Here is a 15213-nt window from a genome sequence, read left to right as displayed (position 1 = left end):
CGAGCCGGAGCTGAAGATCATCGACGTGTTCATCTGCAAGCTGCGCAAGAAGCTCGCCAACGCCAGCCAGGGCAAGAACTACATCGAGACCGTCTGGGGGCGCGGCTACGTGCTGCGGGAGGGTGCTCCTGAAATGCGGGCGATGGCAAGTTGAAGAACCTGCGATTGAGGTAATTAATCGCTCTCGCCGTATTGATTTCCACGGCGCGTCGACGCAGATGCCCTGCTTCACTCGAGCAGGTGCACCGTGGACAAAGATTTAGAACCGAACGAGCGTGGGGCAGCCAACTACTCCGAGCTGACGGCGGACCTTGTCTCAGCCTACGTGTCGAACAATCCTGTTCGGCCTTCCGATCTGCCGGACCTACTCACCAGCGTTCACGCTGTGCTCGCTGGCCTAGGCCGGGCGGGCGCAGCCGCCGCTCCGGCCGTCGAGAAGCCCAGCCCCGCCCAGATTCGGAAGTCGATCACGCCGGACGCGCTGATCAGCTTCATCGACGGCAGGCCGTACAAGACGCTGAAGCGGCATCTCACCGGAAACGGCCTGACGTTCGAGGAGTACCGGGAACGTTACGGTCTGCCGCGAGACTATCCGACCACGGCTGCCAGCTACTCCGAGCAGCGCTCCAGGCTAGCCCTGTCCTTTGGACTTGGGCAGCAGCGTAAGAAGGTGGCGCCGGAGGCTGCCGCGGCTTCGGAGACCGTTACGGAGAAGCCAAAACGGGGTCGCCGGTCGAAGGAGCGGCCCGGGGCATAATCGCGCACAGGATCCTGTCCTCAACGGCGGGAGCTCCTTTCTTTTCCGATCGCGGAGGTTAAGCGCGCTCACATTCCCGCCCGCGAGCGTGCCGGCTACGCTGTCGTCACCGTTCGCGTGCGGTCGGCGCGTTCCATCAAGCCGAGAGTCACCAAGCACGCCCGGCGCCTTCCTGCGGGATGTGATGTGCGCCAGGGCCAGCGATCCTGCGCAGGCACCTCACGGCGCGAGCGCCGAGACTGTCGGTTCTCCAAGCATATCTGCCTCAGTCGGATGTGCGGTTGTGATTATCTGACGAATGGCGTACACGTATTAAATCGACTTTTGGCCAGATATTCGGCCGCACCGCCTTACCAGGGCGCGCGTTCTGCATCTCTCCCATTTTCGACGACCATCGACCGAGCGCGTGCGGTGCATGCGCTCAGCTTATTCGCTTGCCTATATGGATACGGAATACCTATGAGCATCGGCACCGTTAAGTGGTTCAACGACACCAAGGGTTTCGGCTTCATCCAGCCGGATGACGGCGGCAAGGACGTGTTCGTCCACATCTCGGCCGTCGAGCGCGCCGGAATGCGAAACCTGGTCGAAGGGCAGAAGGTCTCCTACGAGATGGAGACCGACCGTCGCAGCGGTAAGCAGTCCGCGGGCAACCTTCAGGCCGCTTGAGCCTCGCTCATCTGCCTCTGACGAGTTTCGGAGCCGTTCCCCCGGGAGCGGCTTCATCTGTTTCTCGCCACCCCGACTAAGCCGCGGTGCGCATAAGGAATGTACGTGGGTCAATTCAAAACTAACCAGCTCGTTGATCGTCTTGAGGCGACCGCCAAAGCGCGGCAGGCCACACTTGCCCGGTTCCGGGCACGCCCCGCGGCCGACGATCCGGCCGTCCTTGCGCGGCAGGGGGCCCGACAAGCCGTCGTACAGGCGCGAGAGGTGCGGATCAGCGAGCGGGAAATAGCCCGTTTGGCGGCTGAGGCTGAGCGCGAAGCTGAAGCCCTGGCTGCAAGAGAGCGTGCCGCGGCGGAACTCGTCCGCCAAGCTGCCGAGAGAGCGGAACGGCAGGCTGCCCTCGCTGCCGAGCAGAAGGCTGCGCGCGACGCACGCTTTGCTGCCCGCAAGGCCAAGGCTCGCCGGTAGGCGGGCCCAGGATCGCAAAGCGGCAACAACCCAGAGGACGAGAGATGTCTCATAAGTTCAAGGTCGGTCAGAACGTTCGGCAGCTGGGTATCAGCTATGCCGGTAATAAGAGCACCGTCGTCGACGGCCTCTTTGAGGTGGTGCGGCTCATGCCTGACGACCGATCCGGTGAGCCTTGCTACCGGATCAAGTCGGCGGCGGGCGAGCGCGCTGCTCGGGAAGGCGAACTCACTCTCGCCTCCTGAACCATCGGCGCCGAACGAGATCCTGTAGAGTTCATGCGGGTGAAGGCGGGGTTGGCATACTTGACGAGGGGACCAGGTTCGTCGGGGTCGACCGCGGTGATCAGGATGGCCTTGATGGATCATGTGATCGTTTGAACTAGGTCGAGGCTTTCAAGGTGGGCCGATCGAAGATGAAGCGGTGCCTTACGTTCCGTCTGTGATCGCTTCGCTACGCGCAGCGGTCGGACAACGTCGGCGGTCAGCGCAGGAGCGGCGACTGCCGAACCAGTCCCCTCAACGGCAAGCAGAAGCGCGGCAGGTTGGTAGGGCTTCGCGATCAGCGGGAGGCCCGCTTCGATCGCCCTGGCGGCTTGCTCGCGGTAGCCTGTTACGAGGCAAGCGCGTGGTATGGTGGCCCAAGGTCGCCGGTCCTGTTCAGGGAGGCTCGCTATGAACGATCAAGAGGTTCGAGAGGCTCTGGATCGTCACTGGGCTTCATCCGACGCGGGCGACTTCGATCAGGAACATGAGATCTATCGGGACGAGGCGGTCCTTGAGTATCCGCAATCAGGCGAGCGCATCCGCGGGCGGCGAAACATCCAGTCGTCCCGCGTTGCACAACCGAACCGGAAGCGCTTTGCAGTGCGACGGATCATCGGTTCAGGATGCCTCTGGGTTACCGAATATGTTCTGACGTATGACGGGCAGCCGTCTTACACCGTGAGCATCATGGAGTTTCTAGAGGGGAAGGTGATCCGGGAAACCCAGTATTTTGGCGATGCGTTCGAGCCGGGGGCGTCCCGAGCGCAATGGGCCGAGCGGATGGCGTGAAGCCGGGGCGTTGTGGAAAAGGGGCACCGAGCAAGGTAGGGGGCCTGAAGTTTGGGTTGCCCCAGGGTCAGTGGCGATCTCGTCGCCGGTGCGTCGACTGGTCCCTGCGTCGGAAGAGGTCTTCTATCCCTCGCCGAGGGCGCACATTCGCGCACGCTCAACCGCAGAGATTTGGGCGAACACGTCCTTGCCGCAGCACCTCCACGGCCGGACTTCTTGCTTGATCAGGTCAGGCACGCGCTCGACGGCCTGTCAGGACGGCAGCGGCGACAGCTCCGCGCTGCCCCGACGCGCTTGGCGGTTCAAACCGGTAGAGTGGTCCGGATCTGGAGAGAGCAGATGCAAGACATCCCATTGGGCGCAAAGGGCAGCTTCGCCATGCTGGTCCGTCCCCCGCATTTGGCGAACCAGTTCAAGGACACCACCCTGCCGCCCGTCTTTGCCACACCGATGATGATCCTGATCATGGAGAACGCAGCCCTCAACGCCATCCGCCAGTTCCTTGACCCCGGCGAGAGCGCCGTCGGAACGAAGGTCGACGTGAGCCATATGGCGGCGACCCCAGTCGGTCACCGGGTGAGAGCGGAGGCGGAGGTAGTGGGTGTGACGGGACGTCAGATCCAATTCCGAGTTGCGGCCTGGGATGAGGCAGAGCAGATCGGCGCCGGGACGCACGAGCGGATGGTGATCAACTTGGAGCGGCTCGAAAAACGTCTCATCGACAAGCGGCCCTCCTCATCGTGAAGCGCGCGGGCGTCTGTCCGCTTCTGAGACGGATCGACTCCGAATCGGATGTGCCCCTTTCGGCCAGGTTCCGGCGGCCGCTTCGAGCACAGGGGCGCATGAGCGCCCCATCCAACAGGTCGAGAGCCTGAGGCTAAAACACTCGCGACAGCGTTACCCCGACTGTGTGCCGCGCAGTGTCGGCGCAGCGACGAGGAGTATACGCCGCATGCCTGTCGACGAAGCCGCCCCGCGTCAGCCGGCTCAGGTTCCGCCGCCGCTCGTGCCAGGCCTGCGCGGGCTCCTGACCCTCGCTGTCGGCGTCGTGCTCGTCGCGGCCCTGTATTTCGGGCGCGAAGTGTTCATCCCGCTCGTGCTGGCCGTCCTGCTCAGCTTTGTCCTGGGCCCCGTCGTCAATCTGCTGCGCCGATTACGCCTCGGACGCGTGCCGTCCGTCATTGCCGCCGTCCTGCTCGCGCTCGGCGTCATCGGCGGCATCGGGGCAGTCATCGGCACGCAGGTCGCGGGACTCGCCGGCAACCTGCCACAGTACCAGGCGACCGTGCAGAGAAAGGTCGCGGGCCTGCAGCAGGGCTGGCTCGGCGAGGCCAACCGCGTCCTCCAAAAGTTCAATCACCAGGTCCACGACGTCGGCCAGAAGGCCGAAGCCGCCGGCACGACCGCTGAAACCGCACCGGCCGGGGACACGCCCAAGGCGCAGCTCGTGCGCGTGCAGGAGCCCGAGCTCTCCCCCCTGGCGCTGGCGGAGAAGGTACTCGGGCCGATTGTTTCACCGCTGACCGATGTCGGCATCGTCCTGGTGGTGGTCGTGTTCCTGCTGATGCAGCGCGAGGATCTGCGCAACCGCATGATCCGCCTGTTCGGATCGAGCGACCTGCACCGCACGACGGTGGCCATGGACGACGCGGCGGGTCGGCTCGGCACCTACTTCCTCGCCCAGCTCGGCATGAACGCCACCTTCGGCGTCATCGTCGGCGCCGGTCTGTGGTTCATCGGCGTGCCCAATCCGCTCCTGTGGGGCGTGTTCTCGGCCATCATGCGCTTCGTCCCGTATATCGGTGCCATCGCGTCGGGCATCCTTCCGGTCGCCCTGGCCGCCGCCGTCGATCCGGGCTGGACGATGGTGATCGAGACCGCGGCGCTCTTCCTGATCGCCGAGCCGGTGTTCGGGCAGGTGATCGAGCCGCTGCTCTACGGCCACTCCACGGGCCTCTCGCCCTTCGCGGTGATCGTCTCGACGCTGTTCTGGGGCTTCCTGTGGGGGCCCATCGGCCTGATCCTGGCCACCCCGTTCACCGTCTGCCTCGTGGTGCTGGGGCGGCACGTGGACAGCCTGGAGTTCTTCGACGTCCTGCTGGGCGATCGGCCGCCGCTGACGCCGGTCGAGAACTTCTACCAGCGTATGCTCGCCGGCGACCCGGACGAGGTGCGTGACGTCGCGGAGGCGATGCTGAAGGAGCGCTCGCTCTCCTCGTATTACGACGAGGTGGCGCTCAAGGGTCTCCAGCTCGCCGCCAACGACTTCGCGCGCGGCGTGGTCACGCCGGCGCAGCTGGAGAACATCCGCGCCTCGGCCCGCTCGCTCGTGGAGGATTTCGAGGACCACCCCGACGCCGAGCCGGCGCGCGACGACAAGGCGGTCAACCCGAGCGAGACGCCGACCCTGGCCGAGCGGACCCATACCAAGACCGAGGCTGTGCCGGGCCAAGCCCCGCCGCGGGAGGCCCTTCCGGAGACATGGCGGGGCGAAGCGCCGGTGCTGTGTGTGGCGGGGCGGGGGCCCCTCGACGAGGCCTCTTCGGCGATGCTGGCCCAGTTGCTGCGCAAACATGGGCTCGGCGCGCGGGTCACCCCCTACCAAGCGGTCTCGCGCGAGCGCATTCGCGACCTCGACCTGACCGGCGTGGCGATGATCTGCATTTCCTATCTCGACATCACCGGCAACCCGGCGCACCTGCGCTACCTTCTGGAGCGCCTCAAGCGCCGCGCTCCGGGCGTTCCGGTGCTGGTGGGTCTCTGGCCAGTGGGCGAGAAGGTGCTCACCGATGCCGTGCTCGGTCGCGAGGTCGGGGCGGACGTCTATGTTTCCTCGCTGCGCGATGCCGTCGATGCGTGCCTAGGGACGGCCGCCGAACGCGCGGACGAGGCCAGGGCCGCCTGAGGGCGTGGCATCTCCGCGTCGCGCGATCGCAACCCATCCCAAGGCGGTCGATCGCCGGAGGCGGGATGGCGGTCGCCGATGGCACGGTCGTCGGCACCCGGATCGGCGCCCCAGGCTTCCTGGCTCAACCCGCGTACACCATCCGGACGTCGGGTACCGGGCGTGAGCCAATGAAGGTCAGGACCCTTCCGGTCGCGCTCGGCCTGGATGGCCGCCCCGTCTCGGTTCCGGGGTGCTCTGGATCGGGAACGCCATCAGGAAGGTCACGAGGGTTGTGCTGGTCTCGATGACCGGCTGTCACGCGTCAGAGAAGCCGAATAGCGGCCTTCCTGGGCGAGCAGGTTTCGGAGCAGGGTACCGCCGATAGCCGTCGGCCATCGCACCGAAGGCGCGGGTCCCGATCCCGCACCTGCCGAGCGCGACGGCCGCGATCCCCTTGCCTCTGGCGATGCTCATCGCGCCGCGGTGATCACCGCCTCAATCAGGATCTGGGGACCGAGCTCGGCGACGCCGATGGTGGACCGGCTCGGCAAGATTTCGGGGGCAAACCACGCGGTCCAGGCGGCGTTCATCTCGTCCTTGAGCGCCATGTCGGTGATGTAGAGCGTGGCCGTGAGGATCTTGGTCTTGTCGCTGCCCGTCTCGGCGAGCAGCGCGTCGATCCGCGCAAGGATCTGCTCCGTCTGCCCCCGCATCGATGCGGATCGATCTTCGGCCACGATGCCGCCGAAGTAGAGAACGCCGCCATGCTCGACCACGCGGTGCATGATGGGCGTACGGATATGACGTTGGATCATCGAAACGTGTCCTTCGGTTCCTGAGGATGCTAACCGGCGGGCTGCAGCAGGGCCGACCGGGTCTCGGAGACGGCGCCTGGCTGCCCGAAGCGGGCCGGGCCGAACGCCGCGATGGGGTGGCGCGACACGCCATCGAGCAGCAGGTCGGCGGCGATCTCGCCGACGAGCGGCGCTAGGGCGAAGCCGTGGCCGGAGAATCCGAAGGCGTGAACCAGCCCGTCCGCCACGGCGGACCGGCCGATGACCGGCAACTCGTCGGGCGTGACACCCTCGATCCCGGCCCAGGCATGCACGATCCGCGCGTCGCGCAGGATCGGGAAGAGGTCGAGGGCCGTGCGCGCCGAGTAGGCGAGGCGCGGGACATCGAGCCGGACGTCTCCCGTGTCGAGATCCGCGTGCCCTTTGTGGCCGCCGCCGATCATCACGTGCCCGGTCTCGGATTGCTTGAACGACAGTGGCCGGCCGGCCGCCCCGACGACCGGTGCCAGGAATGGCGGCAGAGCGTCCGTGAGCAGCATCTGGAAGGCGTTGAAGCCGAGCGGAATCGGCTCGCCGGCCGCGCGGGCGATGCGCCCGCCCCAGGCGCCTGCGGCGTTCAGCAGGAGCGGAGCGGCGTGCAATTCCCCCTCGCGGGTCCGCAGCTGCCAGAGCCCGGCGCGGCGTTCCACCGTCGTGACGCGCGCGTCCTCGGCAATCTCGGCGCCTGCGGCCCGCGCCGCCCGGGCAAAGGCCAGCGTGGTGCGCAGGGGCGCCGCGAAGCCGTCGCGGCGCGTGACGATGCCGCCCACGACATGGGGCGCGACCGCGGGGAGCAGTCGGCGCACCGTCGCGGCATCGGCCAGCTCCTCGTGCGCCCAGCCCTCGACGCGCAGGCGCGCGACCCGTTCAGACAGGCGTGCGAGTTCCGCCTGGGTCTCGGCCACCCTGACCTGCCCGGCGGCGTGGAAGCCGCAGCCATCGCCGACGAGGTCCGCGATCCGGTGCCAGCGCGCGATGGCCTCCAGGGCGAGCGGCACTTCGGCGATGTGTCGGCCCAGCGTGCGCACGCCGCCCGCCGAATAACCCGAGGCCTGGGCCGCGACCTGTCGGGCCTCCAGCACGCGCACCCGTCGACCGGTCCGGGCCAGGTGCAGGGCGGCGGACAGGCCGTGCAGACCGCCGCCGACGACGAGGATGTCGGGATCCGTCATGCGAGTGCGCCCTCGTCCCTCTGCGGCGGGATCGGCTCCGGCATCGCCGCGACGAGGCCGGCCAGGGCCGCGAGACTCACCGGCCGGGCCGGAACCACCGCGCCCAGGATCGCGCGCTGCGCGAGCGCGGTCCCGTTCCGATCGGGCCCCCCGGGCTGTTCCAAGAGGGACGCGAGGGCAACCGGGTCGAGCCGGGTCGCGGCGGGATCCAAGGCCGAGGGCGCCTCTCCCAGTTGCAGGACCCGCGGATCTGCGCGCAGGGCGCGCGCCGCGGCGACGGCCTGCCGCTCCGCTTCTTGCGGGGTGGCCGCGCCAGCGCCGCGCCCGGCCAGCGCGACGCCGGGCACGCTCGTCCGCCCCTCGGCATCGGTCAGCACCCGTCCGTCCGAGACGGCGCAGCCGAGCGCCGCGAGCAGCAACGGCTCATCGGCGCAGACGAGCAGGATGTCGAACGGCTCCGCCCAGACTCGCCCACCGCCCTCGACCCAGACATGGCCGGGCTCCGCATGCCAGGCCGTGGCTTGGGGCCGGGCGATCAGGACGGCCCCCGGAAGCTCGGCCAAGGCGGCGCGTCCGGCCGGGCCACCGCCGACGATCACTGCGCGGCATGTCTCGGCGGTGGTCACGCGGTCAGCTCCGGGATCGCATCGGGCCGCTGGTTGGCCAACTCGCCCACCGTCATCGGTTTGAAGGGGGCGCGCGGCCGCAGGGCGCCGACCGACTCCATGGAGGTGCCACGGGTCTCGGCGATCAGTCCTGCGACGACGGTTCCGCACATGCGGCCCTGGCAGGGCCCCATGCCGGCCCGCAGATACGCCTTGACCTGGTTCGGCCCGGCGGCGCCGAGGCGGGCGGCGTCGCGGACCTGCCCGGCCGTGATCTCCTCGCAGCGGCACACGATCGTGTCGTCGGCGGGGGCGAGCACGCCCGGGCCCGGGCGGTAGAGGCGATCGAGGAAGGGCCGCAGCGCCAGGGCTGCCTGTCGGGCCATCGACGCATCCGCGGCGCGGGCCTCGCGGACGGCGGCATCGAACCGGCCGAGGCGGTGAGCCGCGTCGATCGCGGCCAGGCGACCGCCCGCGGCCGCGGCCTCCCAGCCGCCGATGCCGCCGCCATCGCCGGCGACGGCGACATTCGCATGGCTCGTGGCGCCCCACCAGTCGAGACGCGGCCGCCAGCAGAGCTGCCGCGCGTCCCAATCATGATCGAGCCCCAGTGCCCGGGTGATGTGCGTGGAGGGGATCACCCCCTCGTGCAGGAGGAGCGTGTCGCAGGCGAGCGCGTGGTCGCGGCTCCCCTGGCGCCAGCGCACGGTCCGGATCCGGCCGTCGCCCTCTGCCCGCAGGTCGCGGACATTGCGCACCACGCGCAGGCCGCGCGCCCGCGTCTCGCGCATCAGGGCCACGCCCTTCGCCAGGAGCTTGCGGCCGGTCCAGAGGCCGCCGGCCCGCAGCGCGTCCCGGAACGCGCCGCCGGAGCCGGTCTCGAGGAGCGTCAGCCGCTCGACGCCGGCGCGCAGCAATTGCACGGCGAGCAGCCAGCAGAGCGGACCCTGTCCGGCGATCACCACGGATCCGTCCGGCACGGCGCCGGCTGTCTTGAGCAGGATCTGGGCGGCGCCCGCGCTCATGACGCCGGGGAGCGTCCAGCCGGCGATCGGCACCGGCCGCTCCTGGGCGCCGGTGGCGAGCAGGATGCGCCGGGCCTGGATCTCCGCGGTGGCACCGCCCGAAACCACGGAGAGCAGGCCGGCCTCGGGATCGAGGTGCCAGAGCGTCGTCTGCGGACGATAGGCGATGCCCCGGACCGCGCGGAAGGCGGCCGCCAGGGCACCGCCGGCATCGCGGAACTCGCCGGCGAGCGCCGCGTCTCCCGAGGCTGCCTCCACTGCGCGGAACACCTGGCCGCCCGGAGCGGGCTGCTCGTCCAGCACGGTGACCGAGAGTCCGAGGGCGGCGGCCTCGATGCCGGCGGCCATGCCGGCCGGGCCGGCGCCTACGATGGCGAGATCGTAGATCATGCCGCCTCCGGCGCCGTGTCATCGGCCCGAGCCACCCGCGCACCGATCTGCGGCTCGATCCGCATGCCCGGAGCGACCGGCACGAGGCAGGACTGGCGGTTGGCGACGCCGTCGATCTCGGCGAGGCAGTCGAAGCAGATTCCGATCATGCAATAGGGCAGGCGCGGAGCCCCGCCGACCGGCGTCGTGCGGATCGCCGGCGCTCCGGAGAGCAGGACGGCCGCTGCCGCCGAGGCGCCCTCGGGAACGCGGAGTGGCCGGCCCGCGACGAAGACCTCCACCAGCCGGTCCTGGGTGGCCGGACGGGCCTCAGGCCGTCTTCTGAACATGGAAGCGTCTCGCGCTGAAGGGGGACAGATCCGGCGCCAGGGCACCAGCGGCGATCATCGGGGCGAGCAGGCTCGCATGCGCGCCCGCCAGCGTGACGCCCGAATGGCAATTGGCGATGTAGGCGCCGGGGAAGCGCTCGGACGCGTCGTAGATGGGCTTGCCATCGGGCGACATGACGCGCAGCGCCGCCCAGGCCCGGACGATGTTCAGCGCGGCGATCCACGGGAAGGTCTGAACCGCCCGCCGCGCGATGGCGCGCATGATCGCCGGCGTCTGGGTCAGCGTGTCGAAGCCCAGATCCTCCTTGCTGTCGCCGAGGAGCAGCGAGCCCTCCTCGGTCTGGCGGACGACGTGGGTCGGCAAGGCGAGCACCTGCCGCGCGCGCTCCGTGACCAGAATCTGCCCGCGTTCGGGCCGCAGGGGGGCGGACAGGCCGACGAGGGGCGCAAGATCGGCGTTGCCGAGGCCGGAGGCGAGGACGAGCCGCGGCGCCCGGACCGTGTCGGCCCCGAGATCGACGGCGAAATCGCCCGGCAACGCCTTGATGGCCGTGACGAGGGCGTTCGGCCGGTAGAGGCCGCCCGCCCCCTGGAACGCTGCGTGGAGCGCGCGCAGGAGGTGCAGCGGGCTCACGTGGCCATCGTAGGGCGTCCAGGACGCGCCCACCACCTGCGGTCCGAGCCCCGGCACCATGTCGTGCAGCTCGGCGGCCGTGATCATGCGGTATTCGTAGCCGGCGTTGCCGGCCTCCCGGCGCAACTGGCCCATCAGTGCGTCGCGCTGGGCCATCTCCTCGTCGGAGAAGCAGAAATGCAGGCCGCCCGGCTGGTGCAGCCCGACGCCGATGCCCGTTGCCTCGAGGAGATCGGCGGCCAGCTCTGGCCACGCCCGGGCCGAGGCGTGGGTCCAGTGCTGGTAATGCGGCGCGCCGAGGCCCTTCGACTGGACCCAGACCAGACCGAAATTGCCGCGGCTCGCCCGGTGGGCGACGTCGCCCTCGTCGAGCATCACGGTCGACAGGCCTTGCCGTTGCAGCCCGTAGGCGATGGCCGCCCCCACCAGCCCGCCGCCGATCACGATGGCGTCCCGCGTCGCGTGTCTGGTCGCGTTCATGCGCGGCGTTCCCCTGTCAGCAGGCGGTCGATCGGGTAGAAGCGATCGAGCACCAAGAGGACCAGGGCGGTGACGAGGATCAGTGCCGCCGAGACCGAGGCGACCAGCGGGTCGGTCATCTGGTCGATGTAGTTGAACAGCTGCACCGGCAGCGGGTTGGCCGCCGGCGAGGCGAGGAACAGGCTCACCGTCAATTCGTCGAAGCTGGTGACGAAGGCCAGGATCCAGCCGCCCGCCAGGCCCGGCGCGATCAGCGGCAGCGTCACACGCCGGAACACCGTGAACCGGTCGGCGCCGAGGCTCTCCGCCGCACGCTCGATGCGCGGATCGAGGCCCGACAGGCCAGCGCCGACGAGGCGCAGCATGTAGGGCGTGATCACGATGATATGGGCCGCCACAAGGCCCGCGAAGCTGCCCGAGAGGCCGAATCCCGAGAAGAAGCGCAGCAGCGCCACGCCGAGCACGACGTGCGGGATCATCAGCGGCGAGGCGAGGATCGCCACCAGCGTGCCGCGGCCGGGAAAGCGCCAGCGCGCGATCGCCAGGGCGGCCGGGACGGCGATCAGCGCCGAGAGGGTCGCGGCCGTCACTCCGAGGCGGACGCTGTACCAGAAGCTCTCCAGGAAGCGCGGGTTCTCGCCGATCGCCCGCCACCAGCGCAGGGAGAGGCCTTCGAACGGCAGGGCGAGATAGCCCTGACCGGTGAAGGAAACGGCGATCACCACGAGAAGCGGCGCGAGGATGAAGGCGAGGAACAAGGCGTGGAAAGCGAGCGCCAGGGGACCGTTGCGGCTCATGCCGGGCCTCCCCGCGCGACCTCGCCCAGGCGGCGCAGCGCCCGCTTCTCGACGAGCCGTGTCCAGAGGAGCGTGGCGAGCAGGATCGCCGCCATGAGCACGGTCGCCAGCGCGGCGCCCAACGGCCAGTTCAGGGTGTTGAGGAACTCGTTGTAGGTCATGCTGGACACGACCTTCAGCCGCTTGCCTCCGAGCATGGCGGGGGTCGCGAAGGCGGAGGCCGAGAGGCAGAACACCATCAGCGCCCCGGCCAGGATGCCAGGCATGACGTTGGGCAGCACGATCCGGGTGAAGATCGTGAAGCGTCCGGCGCCGAGGCTGATGGCCGCCCGCTCCAGCACCGGATCCAGCCGGCCGAGGCTCGCCCAGACGGACAGGACCACGAGCGGGACCATCACGTGGACGAGGCCGATCACCACGGCGAGTTCCGTGAACATCAGCCGGAAGGGGGCGCCGGGCATGTGGAGGGCGGTCATAGCCTGATTCACGAGCCCGTTCGTGCCGAGCAGGACCATCCAGCCGAAGTTGCGCACCACGACCGAGACCAACAGCGGGCCGACGACGATGAGGAGCATCGGTCCACGCCAGCGCGGATCCATGCGGTGGATGATCCAGGCTTCGGGCACCCCGATGAGGAGGCAGATCAGGGTGGTCAGCGCGGCGATGCGGAAGGTCCGGGCGAGCGCCTCGCCGAAGAGCGGATCGGTCAGGAGGTCCCGGTAATTCGCGAGATTCCAGCCCGGCAGGATACCGTCCTGGAAGTCGAAGCCGTGCAGGCTCAACGCCAGCACGCCGGCGAGGGGGACGAGCAGCGCCCCGGCATAGACGAGGGCGGAGGGCGCTGTCAGCAGCGCGGGTGTCAGGCGGTCGAGGCGGGTCATGCCGGTTCCAGCCGCCGCAGGCTGTGGGCGTCCCAATCCAGCGTCACTGCGGCCCCCTCGTCGAGGGGTGTCGCTCCGGTGTTCTGCGCCATGACGGCGAAGGCGCCCAGCGCCGTCTCTACCGTGTACAGCCAGAACCCGCCGAGGAAGAGCCGTGCCTGCACGCGTCCGTCCAGCCCGGGCGCACTCTCGGCGGTGCGCTCGCAGCGGATGCGCAGGCGCTCCGGCCGGATCGTCAGGAGGATCTCGCCGTGCCGGTCGGCGAGTTCCGGCGGCAGAGAGAAGCGGTGACCCGCCGCCTCCGCCTCGCCGGACGCGGCCCGGGCAGGCAGGCGGTTGCTGCGGCCGAGAAAGTCGGCGACGAACGCGTCGGCCGGGATATCGTAGGCCTGCCAAGGCGCGTCGATCTGGACGACCCGGCCGCGCTGCATGATCGCCACCCGGTCGCACAGCGCCATCGCCTCGGCCTGATCGTGCGTGACCAGGACCGTGGTGACGCCGATGCGGCGCTGCAGCGCGCGCAATTCCACCTGCATCTCCTCGCGCAGCTTGGCGTCGAGGTTCGAGAGCGGCTCGTCGAGGAGCAGCAAGCGCGGCTCGAACACCAGCGCCCGCGCCAGGGCGACGCGCTGCTGCTGGCCACCCGACATGTTGCGCGGGAAGCGATCGGCGAGATGGCCGAGGCGGACCTGGGCCAGCGCCTCGGCGACCCGCTTGGCCCGTTCCGCCTTCGGTACGCCGCGCATCTCCAGCCCGAAGGCCACGTTCTCGGCGGCGGTCATATGCGGGAACAGGGCGTAGGACTGGAACACGAGTCCGATGCCGCGCCTGGCCGGCGGAATTCCGGCCAGATCACGCCCCTCCATCAGGACGTGGCCGCGGCTCGGCGTCTCGAACCCGGCGATCATCTGCAGCGTCGTCGTCTTGCCGCAGCCGGAGGGACCGAGGAGGCCGAGGAACTCGCCGGGCGCGACCGTGAGGCTGACCGCGCGCACGGCGGTCACGGTGCCGTAATCCTTGCCGACGCCGTCGAGCGTGAGGAAGGCGGGCGCGGACATCAGCGCTCGACCTGCCGCTGCCATTGCCGCGTCCAGTCGGCGCGGTTACGGTTGACCACGTTCCAGTCGAGGCCGATCAGCGTGCGGACCTGATCCTCACCGTAGATGACGCGGCTTGCGACGTCCGGAGGCAGCTTCGTCGACCGGTTGGTCGGGCCTGCCCCGTACTGCGTGGCGAAGATCTCCTGGACCTTCGGCGAGACGAGGTAGGCGAGGAACCTGTCGGCGAGCGCCGGCTCGGGACTGTCGGCAATGGCACAGCCCGCCGTCATCAGTACCACCGCGCCCTCCTTGGGCCGGGCGATGGCGAGGGGGAATCCCGCCTGCTGCATGGCCGCGACCCGAGACGAGCCCCAGACGGCCAGCCAGATCTCCCCCGACTGGAACATCTCGCTCATCTTGCCGGGACTGCTCTCGTAGGCGAGCACGTTCGGATTGATCTGCTGGCGCATGACCTTCAGACCCGGGGCGATGTCGCTATCGCTGCCACCGTGGATCCGCGCCATCATCGCCAGGGTGTGGACGCCGTAGGTGTTGTCGATGCCGGGGATCGCGATCCGCTGCCGGTATTCCGGCCGGGCCAGATCCATCCAGGAGGTCGGCGCCGTAAAGCCCCGCTCCCCGAAGAGCTTCGTGTTGTAGGCGATCCCGGTGAAGCCGAAGCCGGTGCCTACGGCATGGTCATCGCCCAGGACGGCGATGGAATAGACCCCGTCCCGGATCGCGTCGGGGAGCTTCCGGCACAGACCGAGCGACACCGCCTGGACCATAGGACCGTCGTCGAGCACCGCGACGCCGACGGTTTGGTTGCCGCGCTGCGCCTGCATGCGGGCGAGATTGTCGGAAGAGTTGCCGGTCAGATAGTCGATCCGAACATTGTTCTCGCGCTCGAAGGCCGGAATAACGCTCGTGCGCATGATCTGCTCGTAGCTGCCGCCGTAACCGGCAACCGTCAGGCGCTGCTCGGCCGAGGCCGGGGACGCCGCCAGGACGAGCGCTGCGGCCGTTGCGGTAAAGAGTCCCTGTATCGCCCGCAGCATTGCTTTGCCTCCGTGAGCATTCGGAAAGCTATCCGTGGGTATGAAGTAAGCAGGACGCTCCTCTGTTGAGCATTCCAGCCACTTTTCGACCCTGAATTGTTATCAACGTGCGGTCTCTTGACGTGGGAGGCAA

At 69.1% G+C, this 15213-nt stretch carries 18 protein-coding genes; 8 read left to right on the top strand and 10 right to left on the bottom strand.

Annotated elements, in window-relative coordinates; genetic code table 11:
• From CIW48_RS04050 to CIW48_RS04015, 8 genes are all read left to right on the top strand, one after another.
• Positions 1 to 154, top strand: a 154-nt coding sequence (locus CIW48_RS04050) for a helix-turn-helix domain-containing protein (protein ID WP_149309273.1), incomplete at its 5' end; no start/stop codon positions are given.
• A gap of 93 nt (positions 155 to 247) precedes the next feature.
• Positions 248 to 757, top strand: coding sequence for a MucR family transcriptional regulator (locus tag CIW48_RS04045; protein ID WP_149309271.1), 510 nt, complete (start codon positions 248 to 250; stop codon positions 755 to 757).
• Positions 758 to 1216: 459 nt separating this feature from the next.
• A complete protein-coding gene (locus CIW48_RS04040) occupies positions 1217 to 1426 on the top strand; it encodes a cold-shock protein (protein ID WP_091775666.1) in 210 nt (69 codons plus the stop codon).
• 99 nt (positions 1427 to 1525) lie between these two features.
• Entirely contained in the window at positions 1526 to 1894 is a 369-nt protein-coding gene (locus CIW48_RS33800; RefSeq protein ID WP_149309269.1) for a DUF6481 family protein, read from the top strand.
• A 44-nt stretch (positions 1895 to 1938) separates the two neighbouring features.
• On the top strand, positions 1939 to 2139 hold the full coding sequence (locus CIW48_RS04030; RefSeq protein WP_091775660.1) for a hypothetical protein: 201 nt from the start codon (positions 1939 to 1941) through the stop codon (positions 2137 to 2139).
• A 429-nt stretch (positions 2140 to 2568) separates the two neighbouring features.
• Entirely contained in the window at positions 2569 to 2949 is a 381-nt protein-coding gene (locus tag CIW48_RS04025; protein ID WP_149309267.1) for a nuclear transport factor 2 family protein, read from the top strand.
• A 339-nt stretch (positions 2950 to 3288) separates the two neighbouring features.
• A complete protein-coding gene (locus CIW48_RS04020; protein WP_149309265.1) occupies positions 3289 to 3693 on the top strand; it encodes a thioesterase family protein in 405 nt (134 codons plus the stop codon).
• Positions 3694 to 3901: 208 nt separating this feature from the next.
• Positions 3902 to 5854: an AI-2E family transporter gene (locus tag CIW48_RS04015; protein WP_149309263.1), complete on the top strand. Its 1953-nt coding sequence runs from the start codon at positions 3902 to 3904 to the stop codon at positions 5852 to 5854.
• A 452-nt stretch (positions 5855 to 6306) separates the two neighbouring features.
• On the opposite strand, the gene CIW48_RS04010 is transcribed toward CIW48_RS04015, so the two are convergent.
• Genes CIW48_RS04010 through CIW48_RS03965 form a run of 10 tightly spaced genes read right to left on the bottom strand, consistent with a single transcriptional unit; the run spans position 6307 to position 15080 of the window.
• Entirely contained in the window at positions 6307 to 6651 is a 345-nt protein-coding gene (locus tag CIW48_RS04010) for a RidA family protein (protein ID WP_149309260.1), read from the bottom strand.
• A 29-nt stretch (positions 6652 to 6680) separates the two neighbouring features.
• Positions 6681 to 7841, bottom strand: a complete 1161-nt coding sequence (locus CIW48_RS04005) for an FAD-binding oxidoreductase (protein ID WP_149309258.1) — start codon at positions 7839 to 7841, stop codon at positions 6681 to 6683.
• Positions 7838 to 8467, bottom strand: a complete 630-nt coding sequence (locus CIW48_RS33105) for a hypothetical protein (protein WP_173009170.1) — start codon at positions 8465 to 8467, stop codon at positions 7838 to 7840. Before CIW48_RS33105 ends, CIW48_RS04005 begins: the two co-directional genes overlap by 4 nt.
• The gene (locus CIW48_RS03995) at positions 8464 to 9861 is read right to left on the bottom strand and encodes an NAD(P)/FAD-dependent oxidoreductase (RefSeq protein ID WP_149309256.1); all 1398 of its coding nucleotides are present in this window, start codon (positions 9859 to 9861) and stop codon (positions 8464 to 8466) included. Before CIW48_RS03995 ends, CIW48_RS33105 begins: the two co-directional genes overlap by 4 nt.
• Entirely contained in the window at positions 9858 to 10190 is a 333-nt protein-coding gene (locus tag CIW48_RS03990) for a (2Fe-2S)-binding protein (RefSeq protein WP_091775640.1), read from the bottom strand. Before CIW48_RS03990 ends, CIW48_RS03995 begins: the two co-directional genes overlap by 4 nt.
• Positions 10171 to 11304 carry an FAD-dependent oxidoreductase gene (locus tag CIW48_RS03985; protein ID WP_149309254.1) on the bottom strand — a complete coding sequence of 378 codons (1134 nt, stop codon included), beginning with the start codon at positions 11302 to 11304 and terminating at the stop codon, positions 10171 to 10173. Before CIW48_RS03985 ends, CIW48_RS03990 begins: the two co-directional genes overlap by 20 nt.
• Complete coding sequence (locus CIW48_RS03980; RefSeq protein WP_091775634.1) at positions 11301 to 12101, bottom strand: ABC transporter permease; 801 nt, start codon at positions 12099 to 12101, stop codon at positions 11301 to 11303. The genes CIW48_RS03985 and CIW48_RS03980 overlap by 4 nt, the downstream gene beginning before the upstream one ends.
• A complete protein-coding gene (locus CIW48_RS03975) occupies positions 12098 to 12982 on the bottom strand; it encodes an ABC transporter permease (RefSeq protein WP_149309252.1) in 885 nt (294 codons plus the stop codon). The genes CIW48_RS03980 and CIW48_RS03975 overlap by 4 nt, the downstream gene beginning before the upstream one ends.
• The gene (locus tag CIW48_RS03970; protein WP_149309250.1) at positions 12979 to 14040 is read right to left on the bottom strand and encodes an ABC transporter ATP-binding protein; all 1062 of its coding nucleotides are present in this window, start codon (positions 14038 to 14040) and stop codon (positions 12979 to 12981) included. Before CIW48_RS03970 ends, CIW48_RS03975 begins: the two co-directional genes overlap by 4 nt.
• A complete protein-coding gene (locus CIW48_RS03965; protein ID WP_149309248.1) occupies positions 14040 to 15080 on the bottom strand; it encodes an ABC transporter substrate-binding protein in 1041 nt (346 codons plus the stop codon). The genes CIW48_RS03970 and CIW48_RS03965 overlap by 1 nt, the downstream gene beginning before the upstream one ends.
• Positions 15081 to 15213: the final 133 nt, after the last annotated feature.

This window comes from Methylobacterium sp. P1-11 (genome assembly GCF_008329595.1).
Taxonomy (GTDB): Bacteria; Pseudomonadota; Alphaproteobacteria; order Rhizobiales; family Beijerinckiaceae; genus Methylobacterium.
This window is presented reverse-complemented; position numbering and strand designations above follow the sequence as displayed.